We start from the raw sequence: 15,895 nt of genomic DNA, 5'->3' as shown, positions 1-15,895 counted from the left end.
GCGTGTAAATGACAATTTCGCCATCACGCTTTCGCTATATAAACATATACATAGCGATATGATCGTACTATTTAGCGACAGAATACGTGAAAATCACACTTTTACATTGATATATATCATTTAGCCGTGGTAACGCCCTCGCTATAAAGGGGTAGTCGGGAATAATTAATTGTCTTTTAGCCGGTCGGCTAATTGCTGAAAACCCACGACTTGCGCTACTGTAGCGCTGCTTATTTGACTTCAGGAATTTTTATGCGCAATCGTACGCTGGCTGACCTTGATCGTGTCGTTGCCCTCGGCGGAGGGCATGGATTAGGACGCGTCCTCTCCTCGCTTTCTTCTTTAGGTTCGCGCCTGACCGGCATTGTGACTACCACAGATAACGGGGGGTCAACTGGCCGTATTCGCCGGTCGGAAGGCGGGATCGCCTGGGGCGATATGCGCAACTGTCTGAATCAGTTAATTACCGAACCCAGCGTCGCATCCGCTATGTTTGAGTATCGTTTTGGCGGTAATGGCGAACTTTCTGGTCATAACCTCGGAAATTTGATGTTAAAGGCGTTAGATCACCTGAGCGTGCGGCCTCTGGAAGCGATTAATTTAATTCGTAATCTGCTTAAAGTGGACGCGCAGCTGATCCCGATGTCGGAGCTACCGGTAGATCTGATGGCGATTGACGATCAGGGGCATGAGATTTACGGCGAGGTGAATATCGATCAGTTAGCGACGCCGCCGCAGGAGATCATGTTAACGCCAAACGTTCCGGCGACGCGGGAAGCGGTACAGGCCATTAATGACGCGGATCTGATTCTGATTGGCCCTGGCAGTTTTTATACCAGCCTGATGCCTTGCCTGCTGCTGGATGAACTGGCGCAGGCGCTGCGGCGCACCCCGGCGCCCATGGTGTATATCGGCAATCTGGGCCGCGAATTAAGTCTGCCCGCCGCCAGTTTAACGCTGGTCGATAAGCTGGCAATGATGGAGCAATATATTGGCAAAAAAGTCATTGACGCAGTAGTGGTTGGGCCGCGAGTTGACGTCAGTGCGGTGAACGATCGGCTGGTGATTCAGGAAGTGCTGGAGGCCAGCGATATCCCCTATCGCCACGATCGTCAGTTATTACACAATGCGCTGGAAAAAGCGCTACAGGCGTTGGGTTAATGATTTAGACGCCATTGCCGGATGGCGGCGTAAACGCCTTATCCGGCCTGGGTAGACCTGGTAAGCGCAGCGCCACCGGTAAGAAATTACGACGCCGCGATAAACAGCTCGCGTAACTGGTGCAACTGGTCGCGGATTTGCGCGGCTTCTTCAAACTCCAGATTTTGCGCGTGCTGCATCATTTGCCCTTCCAGTTCATGAATTTTCTGCTGCAACGCTTTCGGCGTCATCTCCAGTTCGACAATCCCGGCTTTTGCCGTAGAACGGCCCTTGCCTTTCCCCTTCGCTTTGGTTTTCGCAATGTTCTGCCCCAGCGCCAGGATGTCGACCACTTTTTTATTCAGCCCCTGTGGAGTGATACCGTGCTCTTCGTTGTACTTCTGCTGCTTCTCGCGACGTCGCTCGGTTTCGCCAATCGCCTTCGCCATCGACGGCGTGATTTTATCGCCATACAGAATCGCTTTACCATTAACGTTACGCGCCGCACGGCCTATGGTCTGAATCAGGGAGCGCTCGGAGCGCAGGAAACCCTCTTTATCGGCGTCCAGAATCGCCACCAGCGAGACTTCCGGCATATCCAGCCCTTCGCGCAGCAGGTTAATCCCCACCAGAACGTCAAACTCGCCCAGACGCAAATCGCGGATGATTTCCATGCGCTCCACGGTATCAATATCTGAGTGCAGGTAACGCACGCGCTCGCCGTGTTCTTCCAGATATTCGGTCAAATCTTCCGCCATCCGTTTGGTAAGCGTAGTGACAAGGACACGCTCATTAATGGCCGCACGCTGACGAATTTCGGACAGCAGATCGTCCACCTGGGTCGCCACCGGACGCACTTCAATAATCGGGTCCAGCAGCCCGGTCGGTCGCACGACCTGATCCACCACCTCATCACCAGATTTTTCCAGCTCATAGTTGCCGGGCGTGGCGGAAACATAGATAGTTTGCGGCGCTAAGGCTTCAAACTCCTCAAACTTCAGCGGACGGTTATCCAGCGCCGAAGGCAGACGGAAGCCATACTCGACCAGCGTCTCTTTGCGCGCCCGGTCGCCGCGGTACATGCCGCCTATCTGCGGGATGGTGACATGAGATTCATCCACCACCAGCAGTCCGTCGGCGGGAAGATAATCGAACAAGGTTGGCGGCGGTTCGCCCGGCCCGCGGCCCGACAGAAAGCGGGAATAGTTTTCAATGCCTGAGCAGTAACCCAGCTCGTTCATCATCTCTAAATCGAACTGCGTGCGCTGGCTTAATCGCTGCTCTTCAAGCAGCTTATTATTTGCCAGTAAGACCTTACGCCTGTCCGCCAGCTCATCTTTTATCTCTTCCATCGCCTGCAGAATACGCTCGCGCGGCGTCACGTAGTGCGTTTTGGGATAGATAGTATAACGTGGCACCGTTGACGCTACCTGCCCGGTTAACGGGTCGAACAACGACAGGCGTTCCACTTCTTCATCAAACAGCTCAACGCGTAGCGCGATGTCGTCAGATTCAGCCGGGAAGATGTCGATCACTTCGCCGCGCACGCGAAAGGTACCACGCTGAAAAGCTTGATCGTTACGGGTGTATTGCAATTCCGCCAGCCGACGCAAAATCGCGCGCTGGTCAATCAGCATTCCCACCGTCAGATGCAGCATCATTTTCAGGTAGAGATCCGGATCGCCCAGACCGTAAATCGCGGACACGGAAGCCACCACCACGACATCGCGTCGCTCAAGCAACGCTTTCGTTGCCGACAACCGCATTTGCTCAATATGTTCGTTTACCGAAGCGTCTTTTTCGATAAACGTATCCGAACTTGGCACATACGCTTCCGGCTGATAGTAGTCATAGTAGGAGACGAAATACTCGACCGCGTTTTCCGGGAAAAACTCTTTCATTTCGCCGTAAAGCTGCGCCGCCAGGGTTTTATTGGGCGCAAGCACCATCGTTGGCCGCTGCAAGTCCGCAATGACGTTGGCAATGGTGAATGTCTTCCCGGAGCCGGTCACGCCCAATAACGTCTGATGCGCCAGCCCGTCCTCCAGCCCTTCTTCCAGACGACGTATAGCGTCCGGCTGATCGCCAGAAGGTTTAAAAGCGGAATTCAGTTTGAACGGTTTACTCATGAGCGGCTACCTGAAGGAGTGAGCGGGCAGGGGTGTAATTTTACTCTCGACGGTGAATATTGCCAATAAAAAATACTGGATGAAAAAACAGTAACAATTCAGTGTATAATGGCTATCGGCAGATACCCCACGCTATTTAGAGGTAAAACATAGACAGTCGCGGGGTAAAATTCCAGCAGTGTGCGGGTTATCCCCAGGCCAGAGTCTTTTTTAACATTTGTCAAGTGGGATGATGAAAGTTTTATGTCAACGTATCCCCCTTCCTTTACAACCATTGATTTTATATAACTTGCTGTCTGAAAAGGGATATTTTCTCAAGCCGTCTTTCGCGCCAATTTAGTCGCAGGCCGCGTCGCCTCTCGCTTACGTTGTGTTTTCTAACTCTAATACACAAGGTTATCCACAGGAATAGTGGATAACTGCTTCCAGCCCGTATCCCCTGCCGCCTGGCAAAATCAGCCCCTGACGTTTTCGCCGGGCGATAAAAAAAAATTATCGCTATTTTTGGCAGATTATTGGCTAACGAGAAGGGAAAAATTGAGGCGTAGACGCTCACATTTTGCACATTTTTAGCCTGGCGACGTCAGGAGGGTCTGGCGAAAGAACAGCAGGATCGTCTGATCCTGCAAGAAGGCGGTTTTTAAGCGCGGTCAGGCGCGTTCCAGGAGGCTAAGGTCAAGATACTGTCCTGTCGCCGCCTGCGATGGAGAAACGCCCAGCCACGGGATTTCCCCTAATAGCGGGGCAGGTATGACGCGGCGAAGCGTCGCGAGATATTCACCATGACGCGCGCCCGGCGGCTGTACGTCGTTGGCTATCCATCCGACAAGCGGTAATCCGGCCTGTTCTACCGCCAGCGCCGTCAGCATGGCGTGATTAATACAGCCCAGCTTGACGCCAACAACCAGAATCACTGGCAGCTGCTCCGTCTGTACCCAGTCGGCAAACGTCAGCGTGGCAGAGAGCGGTGTAAACCAGCCGCCCGCCCCTTCTGTCAACACCCAATCTGCCTGCGCCTCCAGCGTTCGCAATCCGCGTGATAACACCGCCGCGTCTATCGACCGGCCTTCGTCGGCGCTAACGATGTGGGGAGAGGTAGGCTCGGCAAAAGTATAAGGATTGATAGCGGAATAAGGTTGCGGCAGGCTGCTGTTACGCTGCAAGGCCAGGGCATCGCTATTGCGTAGCCCATCGGTTGTCATTTCGCTGCCGGAAGCGACGGGCTTATAGCCTACGGTTTGATAACCTAACTGCGTTGCGGCCTGCAATAAGGCGCAACTGGCGACCGTTTTACCGACTTCAGTATCAGTACCGGTGACAAAATAGCGTTTAGTCACGTTCAATCACTCCCATAAAAAGATGGTACGTCAGCGGATATTTCCCCTGCCGCTGCGGCCATGCCAACTGAATCTGTCTAAGCCGGGCGCGGGTTAATACATCCGACTCCCGCCCTTCATGAAGATGGGTGGCGCCAATGCCTTTAAGCGAGCGCATCGCGCTCAGGGCATCCTCAAACCACAATGTCATCGCCTGAGTATGACGAGACGCCCGCCAGCCGCGCAGCGCGTGGTCAATGGCCTCTTCCGGCAAAAAGCTATTCGCGTGAGCTCGATTATCGACGGCCTGCCATGCCTGACGCAGCTCCGGCAACGACCCCTGGCATAAGGTGGTAAACGCCACCACGCCGCCGGGCCGTACAACCCGGTACAACTCGCTCAACGCATCGCGTAAATCGCCGCACCACTGGACCACCAGGTTGCTCCAGGCCAGGTCAAAAACTTCGGCGTCATGGGGAATCGCTTCGATATCCGCCAGCAAATAGTGATGCGCCGCCTGACGATCGCGCGCCTGTTGCAGCATCGGCAGCGAAAGATCCAGGGCGGTCACTTCGCTCCCCTGCTCTCGCCAGTAACGACTCATACGTCCGGGGCCGCAGCCTGCGTCCAACACACTGGCAAACTGGCGGCCTGTCAACAGCGTCAGCAGCGCATCCGCGCTGTGTTGCTGCAAAGAGGCGTGCTGTTCATATTGCGATGCGGCCCGGCCAAACGCCGCCGCAATAGCCTGCTTATTCACCTGCGCCATGCAGCACCTCCAGCAGACGGTCTATATCGCACGCTTCATGCGCCTGCGTTAACGTTAAGCGCAGGCGCGCCGTACCGACAGGCACCGTCGGCGGACGAATCGCCGTCGCCCAGCATCCTTGTTGACGCAGCGCCTCCGCCAGGCGCAATGCACGGCTGTTATCGCCCACGATTAAAGGCTGGATGGCGCTATGGGCATTCAGTAGCGTAAATCGGGACGCGTTAACGCCGGCCCGAAAGCGCTGAACCAGAGCGGCGAGTTTTTCGCGCCGTTCACCACCTTCATCGCTACGGATCACCGCCAGCGAGGCGCTTAACGCCTGCGCCTGGGCGGGCGGCATACTGGTGCTGTAAACCAGATGGCGGGCAAATTGCAGCAGATAATCCGCGACGCTTTCCGAGCAGAGCACCGCAGCGCCGCTGACGCCAAACCCCTTACCGAAAGTCACTACCAGCAACTCAGGCTTCACCCCCCGTTGCCAGCAGGTGCCCCGCCCCTCATCGCCAGTCACGCCGATGCCGTGGGCATCATCAACCAACAGCCAGGCATGATGCCTGCGGGCAATGTGCTGGATTTCCGCCAGCGGCGCGCTGTCGCCGTCCATGCTGTATACACCTTCTGTCACCACCAGTTGCTGACCCACGCAGGGCGATTGCAGTAAACGCGACAGATGCTGCGTATCGTTATGGATAAAGCGGCGAAGCTGCGCCGGACTCAGATTGGCGGCCTCCAGCAGGGAAGCATGACTCAACCTGTCGGCCACAATCCGGTCATTTTTTTTCATTAAGGCGGTAATGACCGCCTGATTCGCCGCAAAGCCAGAGATAAACAGCAGCGCGCGTGGATATCCTAACCATTGCGCCAGTTCCTCCTCTAACGCCTGGTGCGCCACGGAATAACCGCTGATATGACCCGACCCGCCGCTGCCGACGCCAAAACGCGTCACTGCCTGTTGCCAGGCGCGAATAATCTGAGGGTGTTGACTTAAGCCGAGGTAATCATTGCTGGAGAAGTTAAGATACTGTCGCCCGTTCGCTACCAGCCAGCGTCCGGCACCCTGCGACACCACATAGCGGCGGCGCAACGTATCCGTCGCCCGACGCGCCGTCAGCGCATCGTCGACGCGTTGTTGCCAACTCATAAGGCTGCCGCGTTGTAATAATCATCGGTGTCAGGCGTCATCAGCGTCTGCTCCAGACGTTGCTGCTGCTCGTTATCGCCCGCCAGCACCCTGGTCTGCTGCGGATTCAGCCCCAGCTTACGGAATAACTGCAGATCCTTGTCCTCTGCCGGATTTGGCGTAGTTAACAATTTGCAGCCATAGAAAATCGAGTTCGCCCCGGCCATAAAGCACATCGCCTGGGTCTGCTCGTTCATCTGTTCACGTCCTGCGGAAAGACGCACGAATGAGGTCGGCATCATGATGCGCGCTACGGCGATAGTACGAATAAAATCAAACGCATCCACGTCATCGTTATCCGCAAGCGGTGTGCCTTTCACCTTCACCAGCATGTTAATTGGCACGCTTTCCGGCGGCGTCGGCAGGTTCGCCAACTGCAACAACAGTCCGGCGCGATCGGTAACCGTTTCGCCCAGACCCACAATGCCGCCGGAGCACACTTTAATCCCTGCTTCACGGACTTTTTCCAGCGTGTCGAGGCGCTCCTGATAGGTACGGGTAGTGATGATATTGCCGTAAAACTCCGGCGAGGTATCGAGGTTGTGGTTGTAGTAATCCAGCCCGGCGTTAGCCAGACGCTGCGCCTGGCTCTCGTTCAACATGCCGAGCGTCATACAGGTTTCCAGCCCCATCGCTTTGACGCCCTGTACAATCTGCTCCAGATAAGGCATATCGCGTTCATGCGGATTCTTCCAGGCCGCCCCCATACAGAAGCGGGTCGAACCGGCGTTTTTCGCTTTGCGGGCGGAGTCCAGTACCTGCTCTACCTCCATTAAACGCTCGGCTTCCAGCCCGGTTTTATAGCGCGAGCTCTGCGGGCAGTATTTACAATCCTCCGGGCAGGCGCCGGTTTTGATCGACAGCAGCGTACTAACCTGTATCTGCTGCGGATCGAAATGCTGGCGATGAATTTGCTGCGCTTCAAACAGCAATTCCAGCAGTGGTTTTTCAAATAATTCGGTTACTTGCGACAGTGTCCAGCGTGGGTGGCGAGCCATCGGGCTTCTCCAAAATATGTTGTTTGTTTTTGATATGGTGTAGACTTGTAAACCTAAATCTTTTTAATTTGGTTTACAAGTCGATTATGACAACGGACGATCTGGCCTTCGATAAACGCCATATTTGGCATCCTTACACTTCCATGACCTCGCCGCTGCCGGTATATCCCGTTGAGCGGGCCGAAGGCTGCGAGCTGGTTCTCGCCTCGGGCGAACGCCTGATTGAGGGGATGTCCTCCTGGTGGGCGGCCATTCATGGTTATCACCACCCACAATTGAATGCGGCGATGAAAGCGCAAATTGACGCCATGTCGCATGTCATGTTCGGCGGCATAACCCATCAACCTGCGGTGAATCTGTGCCGTAAGCTGGTCGCGATAACGCCTGAGCCGCTGGAGTGTGTCTTTCTGGCCGACTCCGGTTCGGTGTCGGTGGAAGTGGCCATGAAGATGGCGCTGCAATACTGGCAGGCGCGCGGCGAATCGCGTCAGCGTTTTCTGACGTTTCGCCACGGTTATCATGGCGACACGTTCGGCGCGATGTCGGTGTGCGATCCGGATAACTCCATGCACAGCTTGTGGAAAGGCTATCTGCCGGAAAATCTGTTCGCGCCGGCGCCGCAAAGCCGGATGGATGGCGAATGGGATGAAAGCGACATCGTGCCATTTGCCCGCCTGATGGCCGCGCATCGCCATGAAATAGCCGCCGTGATTCTGGAACCTATCGTTCAGGGCGCGGGCGGGATGCGCATATATCATCCACAATGGCTCAGGCGTATCCGTAACATGTGCGATCGCGAAGGCATTCTGCTGATTGCCGATGAAATAGCCACCGGGTTTGGCCGTACCGGCAAACTGTTCGCCTGCGAGCACGCCGGGATCGCGCCGGATATTCTGTGTCTTGGCAAAGCCTTAACCGGCGGCACCATGACCCTCTCGGCAACGCTCACGACACGCCAGGTTGCAGAGACTATTAGCAACGGCGAGGCGGGGTGTTTTATGCATGGCCCGACGTTTATGGGGAATCCGCTGGCCTGCGCCGTCGCCTGCGCCAGCCTGACGCTGCTGGAAAGCGGCGAATGGCGTCAGCAGGTGGCGTCTATCGAGTCTCAGTTACGCGCTGAGTTAGCCCCCGCGCAAAGTTCGCCCTGGGTGGCGGATGTGCGGGTGTTGGGCGCGATTGGGGTGGTTGAAACCACGCACCCGATCAATATGGCGGCGCTTCAACGCTTCTTCGTCGGGCAAGGCGTCTGGATCAGGCCGTTCGGCAAGCTAATCTACCTGATGCCGCCCTACATTATTCGTCCGGATCAACTGCGCCGTTTGACCCAGGCGGTCAATGACGCGGTACACAATGAAACATTTTTTAGCCATTAATCAGCGGTAAGCGATGCTGCTTCTGGCTACACTTCTGGTGAGTCAAAAGGAGAGCGCATGAAACTTATCAGCAACGATTTGCGCGATGGAGATAAACTTCCTCATCGCCACGTTTTTAACGGTATGGGCTACGATGGCGATAATATTTCGCCGCATCTGGCCTGGGACGACGTGCCGATGGGCACCAAAAGTTTTGTCGTGACCTGTTACGATCCCGACGCGCCGACCGGCTCCGGCTGGTGGCACTGGGTGGTGGTGAACCTCCCGGCGGATACGCGCGTACTGACCCAGGGGTTCGGCTCAGGCCTGGTGGCCGTACCAGACGGCGTCATTCAGACGCGTACCGATTTCGGTAAAGCGGGCTACGGCGGCGCGGCGCCGCCTAAAGGGGAAACGCACCGCTATATCTTTACGGTTCACGCGCTGGACGTCGAGCGTCTTGACGTTGATGAAGACGCCAGCGGCGCGATGGTCGGCTTTAACGTGCATTTCCATTCGCTCGCCAGCGCCTCGATCACGGCGATGTTCAGTTAAACGCTGTGCCGGATGGCGGCGTAAACGTCTTATCCTGCCAACGGGTTGGGTAAGCCGAATAAGCGCCTCGCCATCCGGCAGCATTCACATAAAGTCCGGCACCAGACGCTGTAACGCGCCTTGCGCCAGCAGCGCCGTCGCACACTCAATATCGGGTGCGAAAAAACGATCCTGCGTATAGTGCGCCACCCGCTGGCGCAGTGTCTGTCGCGCCTGTTCCAGTAACGGGCTGGAGGTTAACCCTTCCCGTAAATCTATCCCCTGACAGGCAGCCAGCCACTCCACGGCAATGACGCCGCGGGTATTCGCTGCCATTTCCCAGAGTCGCCGCCCTGCCGCCGGGGCCATTGAGACATGATCTTCCTGATTCGCCGAGGTCGGCAGGCTATCCACGCTGTGCGGGTGCGCCAGCGCTTTATTCTCGCTGGCGAGCGCCGCGGCGGTGACCTGGGCAATCATAAAACCGGAATTAACGCCGCCATTTTTCACCAGGAACGGCGGTAACTGCGACATATGTTTATCCATCATCAGCGCTATGCGCCGCTCCGATAGCGCGCCAATTTCCGCTATCGCCAGCGCCAGATTATCCGCCGCCATGGCAACCGGTTCAGCATGGAAGTTACCGCCGGAGATCACCTCCCCCGCCTCGGCAAAGACCAGCGGATTATCGGAAACCGCGTTGGCCTCAGCCAGCAGTACCTCTTTCGTCTGACGTAACTGGGTCAGACAAGCGCCCATGACCTGCGGCTGGCAGCGAAGGGAATACGGGTCCTGAACTTTATGACAGTGGTGATGTGATTCAGCAATGGCGCTGGTATCGGTCAGCAGATGCCGGAACAACCGCGCGACGTCAATTTGCCCCTGTTGTCCGCGCGCGGCATGAATGCGCGCATCAAAAGGACGGCGCGATCCCAGTACGGCTTCGGTGGTCAGCGCGCCGCAGACGACGGCGGAGGCAAATAGCTCCTGTGCCTCAAACAAACCGCGCAGCGCGAAGGCCGTTGACGCCTGGGTGCCGTTAAGCAGCGCCAGCCCCTCTTTGGCCGCCAGCGCGACAGGCTCCAGTCCGGCCTTTTTTAGCGCTGTCTGCGCCGGAAGCCATTCACCCTGCCAGCGCGCTTTTCCTTCGCCAAGCAGCGTCAGAGACAGATGCGCCAGCGGCGCTAAGTCGCCCGACGCGCCAACCGAGCCTTTTGCCGGAATCAGCGGATACACGCCGGCATTCACCAGAGCGATGAGCGCTTCTATCACGCTCAACCGAATCCCGGAAAACCCGCGCGCCAGACTATTGATTTTCAATACCATGATCAGACGCACCATCGCGTCATCCAGTGGGTCGCCTACGCCCGCGGCGTGAGACAGCACCAACGATCGCTGTAGATTTTGCAAGTCTTCATCAGCGATGCGCGTCTGCGCCAGCAGGCCGAAACCGGTGTTGATGCCGTAGGCGGTACGCCCTTCGGCAACGATATCATTGACGCACGCGACGCTGGCGTTAATGCCGTCAATGGCGCTGGCGTCCAGCCGAAGCTGTACCGGATGACGCCAGACATCGTACAGTTGAGAGAGGCTTAACTGCCCCGGAGTGAGTGTCATGGTGTTCATATCAGCCTTTCCCCTGCGTCGCCGCAACCATCGGTAAATTCAGACCTTGCTCAACAGCGCATTCCACCGCGAGATCATATCCGGCATCGGCATGGCGCATGACGCCCGTCGCCGGATCGTTGTGTAACACGCGGCGAATACGCGCGGCGGCCTCGTCAGTGCCATCACAGACAATCACCATACCGGCGTGTTGCGAAAACCCCATTCCCACCCCGCCGCCATGATGGAGCGATACCCATGTCGCCCCGCTGGCGGTATTCAGCAACGCATTTAACAGCGGCCAGTCGGAAACCGCGTCGGAACCGTCGCGCATCGCTTCGGTTTCACGGTTAGGGCTGGCGACAGAACCGGAATCCAGGTGATCGCGGCCAATCACAATGGGCGCGGATACCTCGCCGCAACGCACCATTTCGTTGAACGCCAGCCCCAGTTTTTGCCGCCACTCCAGGCCTACCCAGCAGATACGCGCCGGTAACCCCTGAAAATGAATGCGCTCGCGCGCCATATCCAGCCAGTGATGCAGATGTTTATCCTCAGCCACTATCTCTTTGACTTTGGCATCGGTTTTATAGATATCCTGCGGATCGCCGGACAGCGCCACCCAGCGAAACGGCCCGATGCCACGACAGAACAGCGGACGAATATAGGCTGGCACAAATCCCGGAAAATCAAAGGCGTTTTCCACCCCCATCTCTTTCGCCATCTGACGAATATTGTTGCCATAGTCAAAGGTCGGCACGCCCATTTGACTGAACGCCAGCATCGCCCGAACATGCGCCGCCATGGAACGTTTCGCTGCCTGCATCGTCCCGTGGGGATCGGATTGCGCGTTTTTCTGATACTCCTCCCAGCGCCAGCCGGAGGGCAAATAACCATGTAGCGGATCGTGGGCGCTGGTCTGATCGGTCACCAGATCCGGGCGCACGCCGCGATTAACCAGTTCCGGCAGGATATCCGCCGCGTTCGCGCACAGGGCGACGGACACGGCTTTCCCCTCGCGGGTGTAGCGCGTAATGCGGGCCAGCGCGTCATCCAGCGTGGCGGCCTGCTCATCCACGTAGCGAGTACGCAGACGAAAATCGATACGGCTTTGCTGGCATTCAATCGTCAGCGAACATGCTCCAGCCAGCGTCGCGGCTAGCGGTTGCGCGCCGCCCATGCCGCCCAGTCCGGCGGTCAGCACCCAGCGTCCCGCCAGCGTGCCGTTATAGTGCTGACGCCCCGCCTCGACAAAGGTTTCGTATGTTCCCTGCACGATTCCCTGACTGCCGATATAGATCCAGCTTCCGGCCGTCATCTGACCGTACATCGCCAGCCCTTTCGCATCCAGTTCGTTAAAGTGTTCCCATGTCGCCCAGTGGGGAACCAGGTTGGAGTTGGCGATTAATACCCGCGGCGCGTTGTCGTGCGTTTTAAATACGCCGACCGGTTTGCCAGACTGAATAAGCAACGTTTCATCCGCCTCCAGCCGGGTGAGCGCATCAACGATAGCGTCATAGCATTCCCAGTTGCGCGCGGCGCGACCAATCCCGCCGTAGACCACCAGCTCATGCGGATTTTCCGCCACGTCAGGATCGAGATTATTCATTAACATCCGCAGCGGGGCTTCTGTCAGCCAGCTTTTCGCCGTTAATACCGTGCCTCGGGGCGCGCGGATAGTCTGCTGACGATACTTGCTTTCAGGCATAGCAATGACTCCTCATTATTATCGGTCTGCCATCGCCAAATAACGCTAAAACGCCACTATCAGGCACCGCCGCAGACCCACAGATAAGAATCAGACATATACTTGTCTATACAAGTAAGCATAAGAATAGAATTAACAAAAATGATACAATTTTGTTATATTGTGTCAGCAATCACGTTTTCCGGCAGCGGCCCGCTCAGGAGATAAATCGTCCCTGTAGCCGATAGCGCGACCCGGGGAAAAGTAAGCGGGCGTGAGAAACAATCCGCGACGCGGACCAGGTTGTACGACGAATGAGCAGACAAGGCTCATGCTCTTTGATAGTTAACCACGCGCACTCTTGCGCCGTGGCGCGCACCGCCTCCACAATATGTTCCCCTTCCGTTAGCGGCGCGATCCGCGACAAATAAGCGTGCGGCGTGGTCTGACGGTAATCCTGCGCCAGGTAATCCACGGCAATATCCGCGTTCACGCAGCGATCTTCAATTTGTACCGGCAGATCGTTTTCATAATGCACCATGATGGAATGGAAAATGACATCGCTCTCATTGACGTTGAGAGCGCTGGCCTGGATGGCGTTTGCCCGCACGCGCTTCAGCGTGAGCACCTCACAACGATGCTGATGACGGCGGGCGGCAATCTCCTCGGCGATGCTGCGGACTTCAAACAGCGCGGACTGGCCTTTTGGTTCGGCGACAAACGTCCCCACGCCCTGTAAACGCACCAGCCACCCTTCATCCGTCAGCTCACGCAGCGCCCGGTTGATGGTCATTCGGCTAAAGCCATACTGGGCGACCAGTTCTGCTTCCGACGGAATGCGATCGTGCGGCAGCCAGACGCCGCCGGCTATTTTTTTACAGATGTCCTGTTTCACCGTTTCGTAAAAAGGCGCAGGCGCAGAACGGGATCGGGATGAATACATGCGTGAAGCCTTCCTTATGCGGAGAGTGTTTTCCGGATGACAGATTAACGCCACCAGTGCGCGATTTGCCAGCCAAGCCGCGCCGCCACGCGCGCCGCTGCGCCATCGTCATCAAAGCGTGGATTAAACTCAACCAGATCCGCCGCCTGTAATTTTCCGCTGCGGCAAACCGGCTCAATTAAACGCAGAACCTGTATCAGCGGCACGCCCAGCGCTGCGGGAGCGGAGACGGCCGGCATTTCCCAGACAGGCAATACGTCGAGATCGATAGTCAGATAAATTTTATCCACCTTGTCGATAAACTGCGTCATCTGTGCCAGCGCGTCATGGCAGTCAAGATCCTCCACCACGGTAACATTCCGCCACTGCGCTTCCCGCCACAACGCCTGCGTATTCGCCGCACGGCTCACGCCGAAACAGGCATAATGAAACGCGCGGCTCTGCGCGTCGCATAGCTGCGCCAGTTGACGAAACGGCGTCCCGGATGTTGCCCGGTCGGTCTGACGGAGATCCAGATGCGCATCAAGATTAATGATCCCTACGCTTTCCTGCGCAAACGCGTCCAGCACCCCCGCGCCGTGTCCAAACGCGGTTTCATGCCCGCCGCCCAGCACCAGCGTGCGCATCCCGGCCCGCAGACAGCGGCTTACCGCATCGCGCAAGGCCTGCTGCGCGCCTTCCAGATCGGGCGTCGGCGCAACCCAATTGCCTAAATCCACCAGCCGTTCATGTCCCTGATGGCTGGCCATATTCGCCAGCGCTTTACGTAACGCGTCCGGGGCGCCTGCCGCGCCGGGACGCCCTGCATTGCGTTTTACCCCCTCGTCGCAGGCAAATCCCATTAACGCGATCTTTTGCTGCCAGTTTTCGGGGGAAAAGGTCTCGCTGCGCGTGACGGTCTGAAACAGACGCCGCGCATCCGGCGCTTCTATACTGTCATCGCGCCCCTGCCAGAGCGCCGGAGAAGCCGGATACCATTGCGTCATGAGATTTGTCCTCTGTATACCCGCTGATATAAAGGGTTACGCCCCGGCTCATACACAATCTCTACCGGTTGTTCAGCATCCCACACCACAAAATCCGCCCGGTAGCCGGCCCTGAGCTGCCCATGCGTCGCCTGTCTTCCCAGCGCACGAGCGGCATGGCGCGTAACGCCCGCCCATGCCTCTTCCGGCGTCAGACCAAACTGTACGCAGGCCATATTCATCGCCAGATGCAAACTGCAAAACGGGCTGGTGCCGGGATTGAAATCGCTGGCGACGGCGACAGGCACCTGATAGCGGCGCAGCAGTTCTACCGGCGGGCGCTGCGTCTCGCGCAGAAAATAAAACGCGCCGGGCAATAATACGCCGACAGTACCGCCGTCACGCATCGCCGCGACGCCCGCTTCATCAAGATATTCGATATGATCCGCCGATAAACCCTGATAACGGCTCACTAGCTGCGCGCCGCCCAACAGCGAAAGCTGCTCAACATGGCCTTTAACGGGAATACCTAACGCCTTCGCCGTCTGCAATACACGCTCACTCTGCGCCACATTAAAACCGACGCTCTCGCAAAAGAGGTCTACCGCATCAAATAACCCTTTTTGCCAGAGCTGCGGAATCATCGTCTCGCAGACCAGAGTGATGTAGCCGTCCGGGTCGTCACGATACTCCGCTGGCGTAGCATGAGCGGCCAATAGCGTGGGGCTAATGTCGATAGCGTTTTCGGCGGCAAGTTTTGCAGCGACGCGCAACAGCTTTTCTTCTGTCGCCAGCTCCAGACCATAGCCGGATTTAATCTCCAGCAGCGTAACGCCTTCGCTGGCAAGGCGCATCATGCGTTCGTGCGCCAGCAGGTAGAGCGTCTCTTCTGCACAGGCGCGGGTTGCTGATACCGTCGCGTTAATGCCGCCGCCCTGAGCGCTAATATGCTGGTATGACGCGCCGTTAAGCCGCTGCTCCCACTCTGCGGCGCGGTTACCGGCAAACACCAGATGCGTGTGGCAATCGATGAGCCCCGGCGTTACCAGTCGTCCCTGCATATCATGGATATTGTCCCCGCTGACAGGAAGCTGCGTCTCTGGCACGATATCGCAAATATGCCCTTCGCGTACAATCAGCGCCTGGTTATCCACCAGCCCATACGGGGCTTGCCGCTGCGGGTCCATTGTCGCCAGCCTGATGTTTCGCCAGACAGTATCGCCCGGTAAAAGTTGCCGCATTCCTGTCGCTCTCTTGCCTGTCATGAGTTGTAT

Annotated in this window: 13 protein-coding genes; 3 read left to right on the top strand and 10 right to left on the bottom strand. The window is 57.0% G+C overall.

Translation table 11 applies throughout. The features are described from left to right. The first annotated feature begins 252 nt into the window (after positions 1 to 252). On the top strand, positions 253 to 1,161 hold the full coding sequence (gene yvcK / locus ACLD11_RS09105) for a uridine diphosphate-N-acetylglucosamine-binding protein YvcK (protein ID WP_001246033.1): 909 nt from the start codon (positions 253 to 255) through the stop codon (positions 1,159 to 1,161). A gap of 86 nt (positions 1,162 to 1,247) precedes the next feature. Here yvcK and uvrB read toward each other — a convergent pair whose 3' ends face one another. The 5 genes from uvrB to bioB all read right to left on the bottom strand — a co-directional run bounded on the left by uvrB (position 1,248) and on the right by bioB (position 7,532). Next, positions 1,248 to 3,269 carry an excinuclease ABC subunit UvrB gene (gene uvrB, locus ACLD11_RS09100; RefSeq protein WP_097363394.1) on the bottom strand — a complete coding sequence of 674 codons (2,022 nt, stop codon included), beginning with the start codon at positions 3,267 to 3,269 and terminating at the stop codon, positions 1,248 to 1,250. A 650-nt stretch (positions 3,270 to 3,919) separates the two neighbouring features. Next, complete coding sequence (gene bioD / locus ACLD11_RS09095; RefSeq protein ID WP_411011826.1) at positions 3,920 to 4,606, bottom strand: dethiobiotin synthase; 687 nt, start codon at positions 4,604 to 4,606, stop codon at positions 3,920 to 3,922. Next, positions 4,599 to 5,354 carry a malonyl-ACP O-methyltransferase BioC gene (bioC, locus tag ACLD11_RS09090; protein WP_411014812.1) on the bottom strand — a complete coding sequence of 252 codons (756 nt, stop codon included), beginning with the start codon at positions 5,352 to 5,354 and terminating at the stop codon, positions 4,599 to 4,601. Before bioC ends, bioD begins: the two co-directional genes overlap by 8 nt. Beyond that, positions 5,338 to 6,495, bottom strand: coding sequence for an 8-amino-7-oxononanoate synthase (gene bioF, locus ACLD11_RS09085; protein ID WP_411014811.1), 1,158 nt, complete (start codon positions 6,493 to 6,495; stop codon positions 5,338 to 5,340). The genes bioC and bioF overlap by 17 nt, the downstream gene beginning before the upstream one ends. Beyond that, complete coding sequence (gene bioB, locus ACLD11_RS09080; protein ID WP_411014810.1) at positions 6,492 to 7,532, bottom strand: biotin synthase BioB; 1,041 nt, start codon at positions 7,530 to 7,532, stop codon at positions 6,492 to 6,494. Before bioB ends, bioF begins: the two co-directional genes overlap by 4 nt. 86 nt (positions 7,533 to 7,618) lie before the next feature. Between bioB and bioA the strand changes: the two genes are divergently transcribed. Both bioA and ACLD11_RS09070 read left to right on the top strand, forming a co-directional pair. Next, positions 7,619 to 8,908: an adenosylmethionine--8-amino-7-oxononanoate transaminase gene (gene bioA / locus ACLD11_RS09075; RefSeq protein ID WP_411014809.1), complete on the top strand. Its 1,290-nt coding sequence runs from the start codon at positions 7,619 to 7,621 to the stop codon at positions 8,906 to 8,908. Between the two features lie 57 nt (positions 8,909 to 8,965). Then, the gene (locus ACLD11_RS09070) at positions 8,966 to 9,442 is read left to right on the top strand and encodes a kinase inhibitor (protein WP_000767403.1); all 477 of its coding nucleotides are present in this window, start codon (positions 8,966 to 8,968) and stop codon (positions 9,440 to 9,442) included. Between the two features lie 84 nt (positions 9,443 to 9,526). On the opposite strand, the gene hutH is transcribed toward ACLD11_RS09070, so the two are convergent. The 5 genes from hutH to hutI form a co-directional block, all read right to left on the bottom strand. Beyond that, the gene (gene hutH, locus ACLD11_RS09065) at positions 9,527 to 11,047 is read right to left on the bottom strand and encodes a histidine ammonia-lyase (RefSeq protein WP_411014808.1); all 1,521 of its coding nucleotides are present in this window, start codon (positions 11,045 to 11,047) and stop codon (positions 9,527 to 9,529) included. Position 11,048: 1 nt separating this feature from the next. Then, a complete protein-coding gene (hutU, locus tag ACLD11_RS09060; protein ID WP_001115217.1) occupies positions 11,049 to 12,734 on the bottom strand; it encodes a urocanate hydratase in 1,686 nt (561 codons plus the stop codon). A 196-nt stretch (positions 12,735 to 12,930) separates the two neighbouring features. Next, the gene (locus ACLD11_RS09055) at positions 12,931 to 13,656 is read right to left on the bottom strand and encodes a histidine utilization repressor (protein ID WP_411014807.1); all 726 of its coding nucleotides are present in this window, start codon (positions 13,654 to 13,656) and stop codon (positions 12,931 to 12,933) included. A gap of 44 nt (positions 13,657 to 13,700) precedes the next feature. Further along, positions 13,701 to 14,642 (bottom strand): formimidoylglutamase, encoded by a 942-nt coding sequence (gene hutG, locus ACLD11_RS09050; protein WP_023198005.1) that lies wholly within the window; start codon positions 14,640 to 14,642, stop codon positions 13,701 to 13,703. Next, entirely contained in the window at positions 14,639 to 15,862 is a 1,224-nt protein-coding gene (gene hutI, locus ACLD11_RS09045) for an imidazolonepropionase (protein WP_411014834.1), read from the bottom strand. The genes hutG and hutI overlap by 4 nt, the downstream gene beginning before the upstream one ends. Between the last annotated feature and the right edge of the window lie 33 nt (positions 15,863 to 15,895).

This window comes from Salmonella sp. 741265116_PST (genome assembly GCF_046567715.1).
Classification (GTDB): domain Bacteria; phylum Pseudomonadota; class Gammaproteobacteria; order Enterobacterales; family Enterobacteriaceae; genus Salmonella; species Salmonella enterica.
The sequence above is the reverse complement of the archived record's forward strand: the minus strand, read 5'-3'. Positions and strand labels throughout refer to the sequence as shown.

Bases quoted from the DNA above. Each gene is read 5' to 3' on its own strand.
- hutH (WP_411014808.1), bottom strand. From the start codon at position 11,047: ATGAACACCATGACACTCACTCCGGGGCAGTTAAGCCTCTCTCAACTG.
- ACLD11_RS09070 (WP_000767403.1), top strand. From the start codon at position 8,966: ATGAAACTTATCAGCAACGATTTGCGCGATGGAGATAAACTTCCTCAT.
- bioA (WP_411014809.1), top strand. From the start codon at position 7,619: ATGACAACGGACGATCTGGCCTTCGATAAACGCCATATTTGGCATCCT.
- bioC (WP_411014812.1), bottom strand. From the start codon at position 5,354: ATGGCGCAGGTGAATAAGCAGGCTATTGCGGCGGCGTTTGGCCGGGCC.
- hutU (WP_001115217.1), bottom strand. From the start codon at position 12,734: ATGCCTGAAAGCAAGTATCGTCAGCAGACTATCCGCGCGCCCCGAGGC.
- bioF (WP_411014811.1), bottom strand. From the start codon at position 6,495: ATGAGTTGGCAACAACGCGTCGACGATGCGCTGACGGCGCGTCGGGCG.
- uvrB (WP_097363394.1), bottom strand. From the start codon at position 3,269: ATGAGTAAACCGTTCAAACTGAATTCCGCTTTTAAACCTTCTGGCGAT.
- bioB (WP_411014810.1), bottom strand. From the start codon at position 7,532: ATGGCTCGCCACCCACGCTGGACACTGTCGCAAGTAACCGAATTATTT.
- hutI (WP_411014834.1), bottom strand. From the start codon at position 15,862: ATGCGGCAACTTTTACCGGGCGATACTGTCTGGCGAAACATCAGGCTG.
- hutG (WP_023198005.1), bottom strand. From the start codon at position 14,642: ATGACGCAATGGTATCCGGCTTCTCCGGCGCTCTGGCAGGGGCGCGAT.
- yvcK (WP_001246033.1), top strand. From the start codon at position 253: ATGCGCAATCGTACGCTGGCTGACCTTGATCGTGTCGTTGCCCTCGGC.
- ACLD11_RS09055 (WP_411014807.1), bottom strand. From the start codon at position 13,656: ATGTATTCATCCCGATCCCGTTCTGCGCCTGCGCCTTTTTACGAAACG.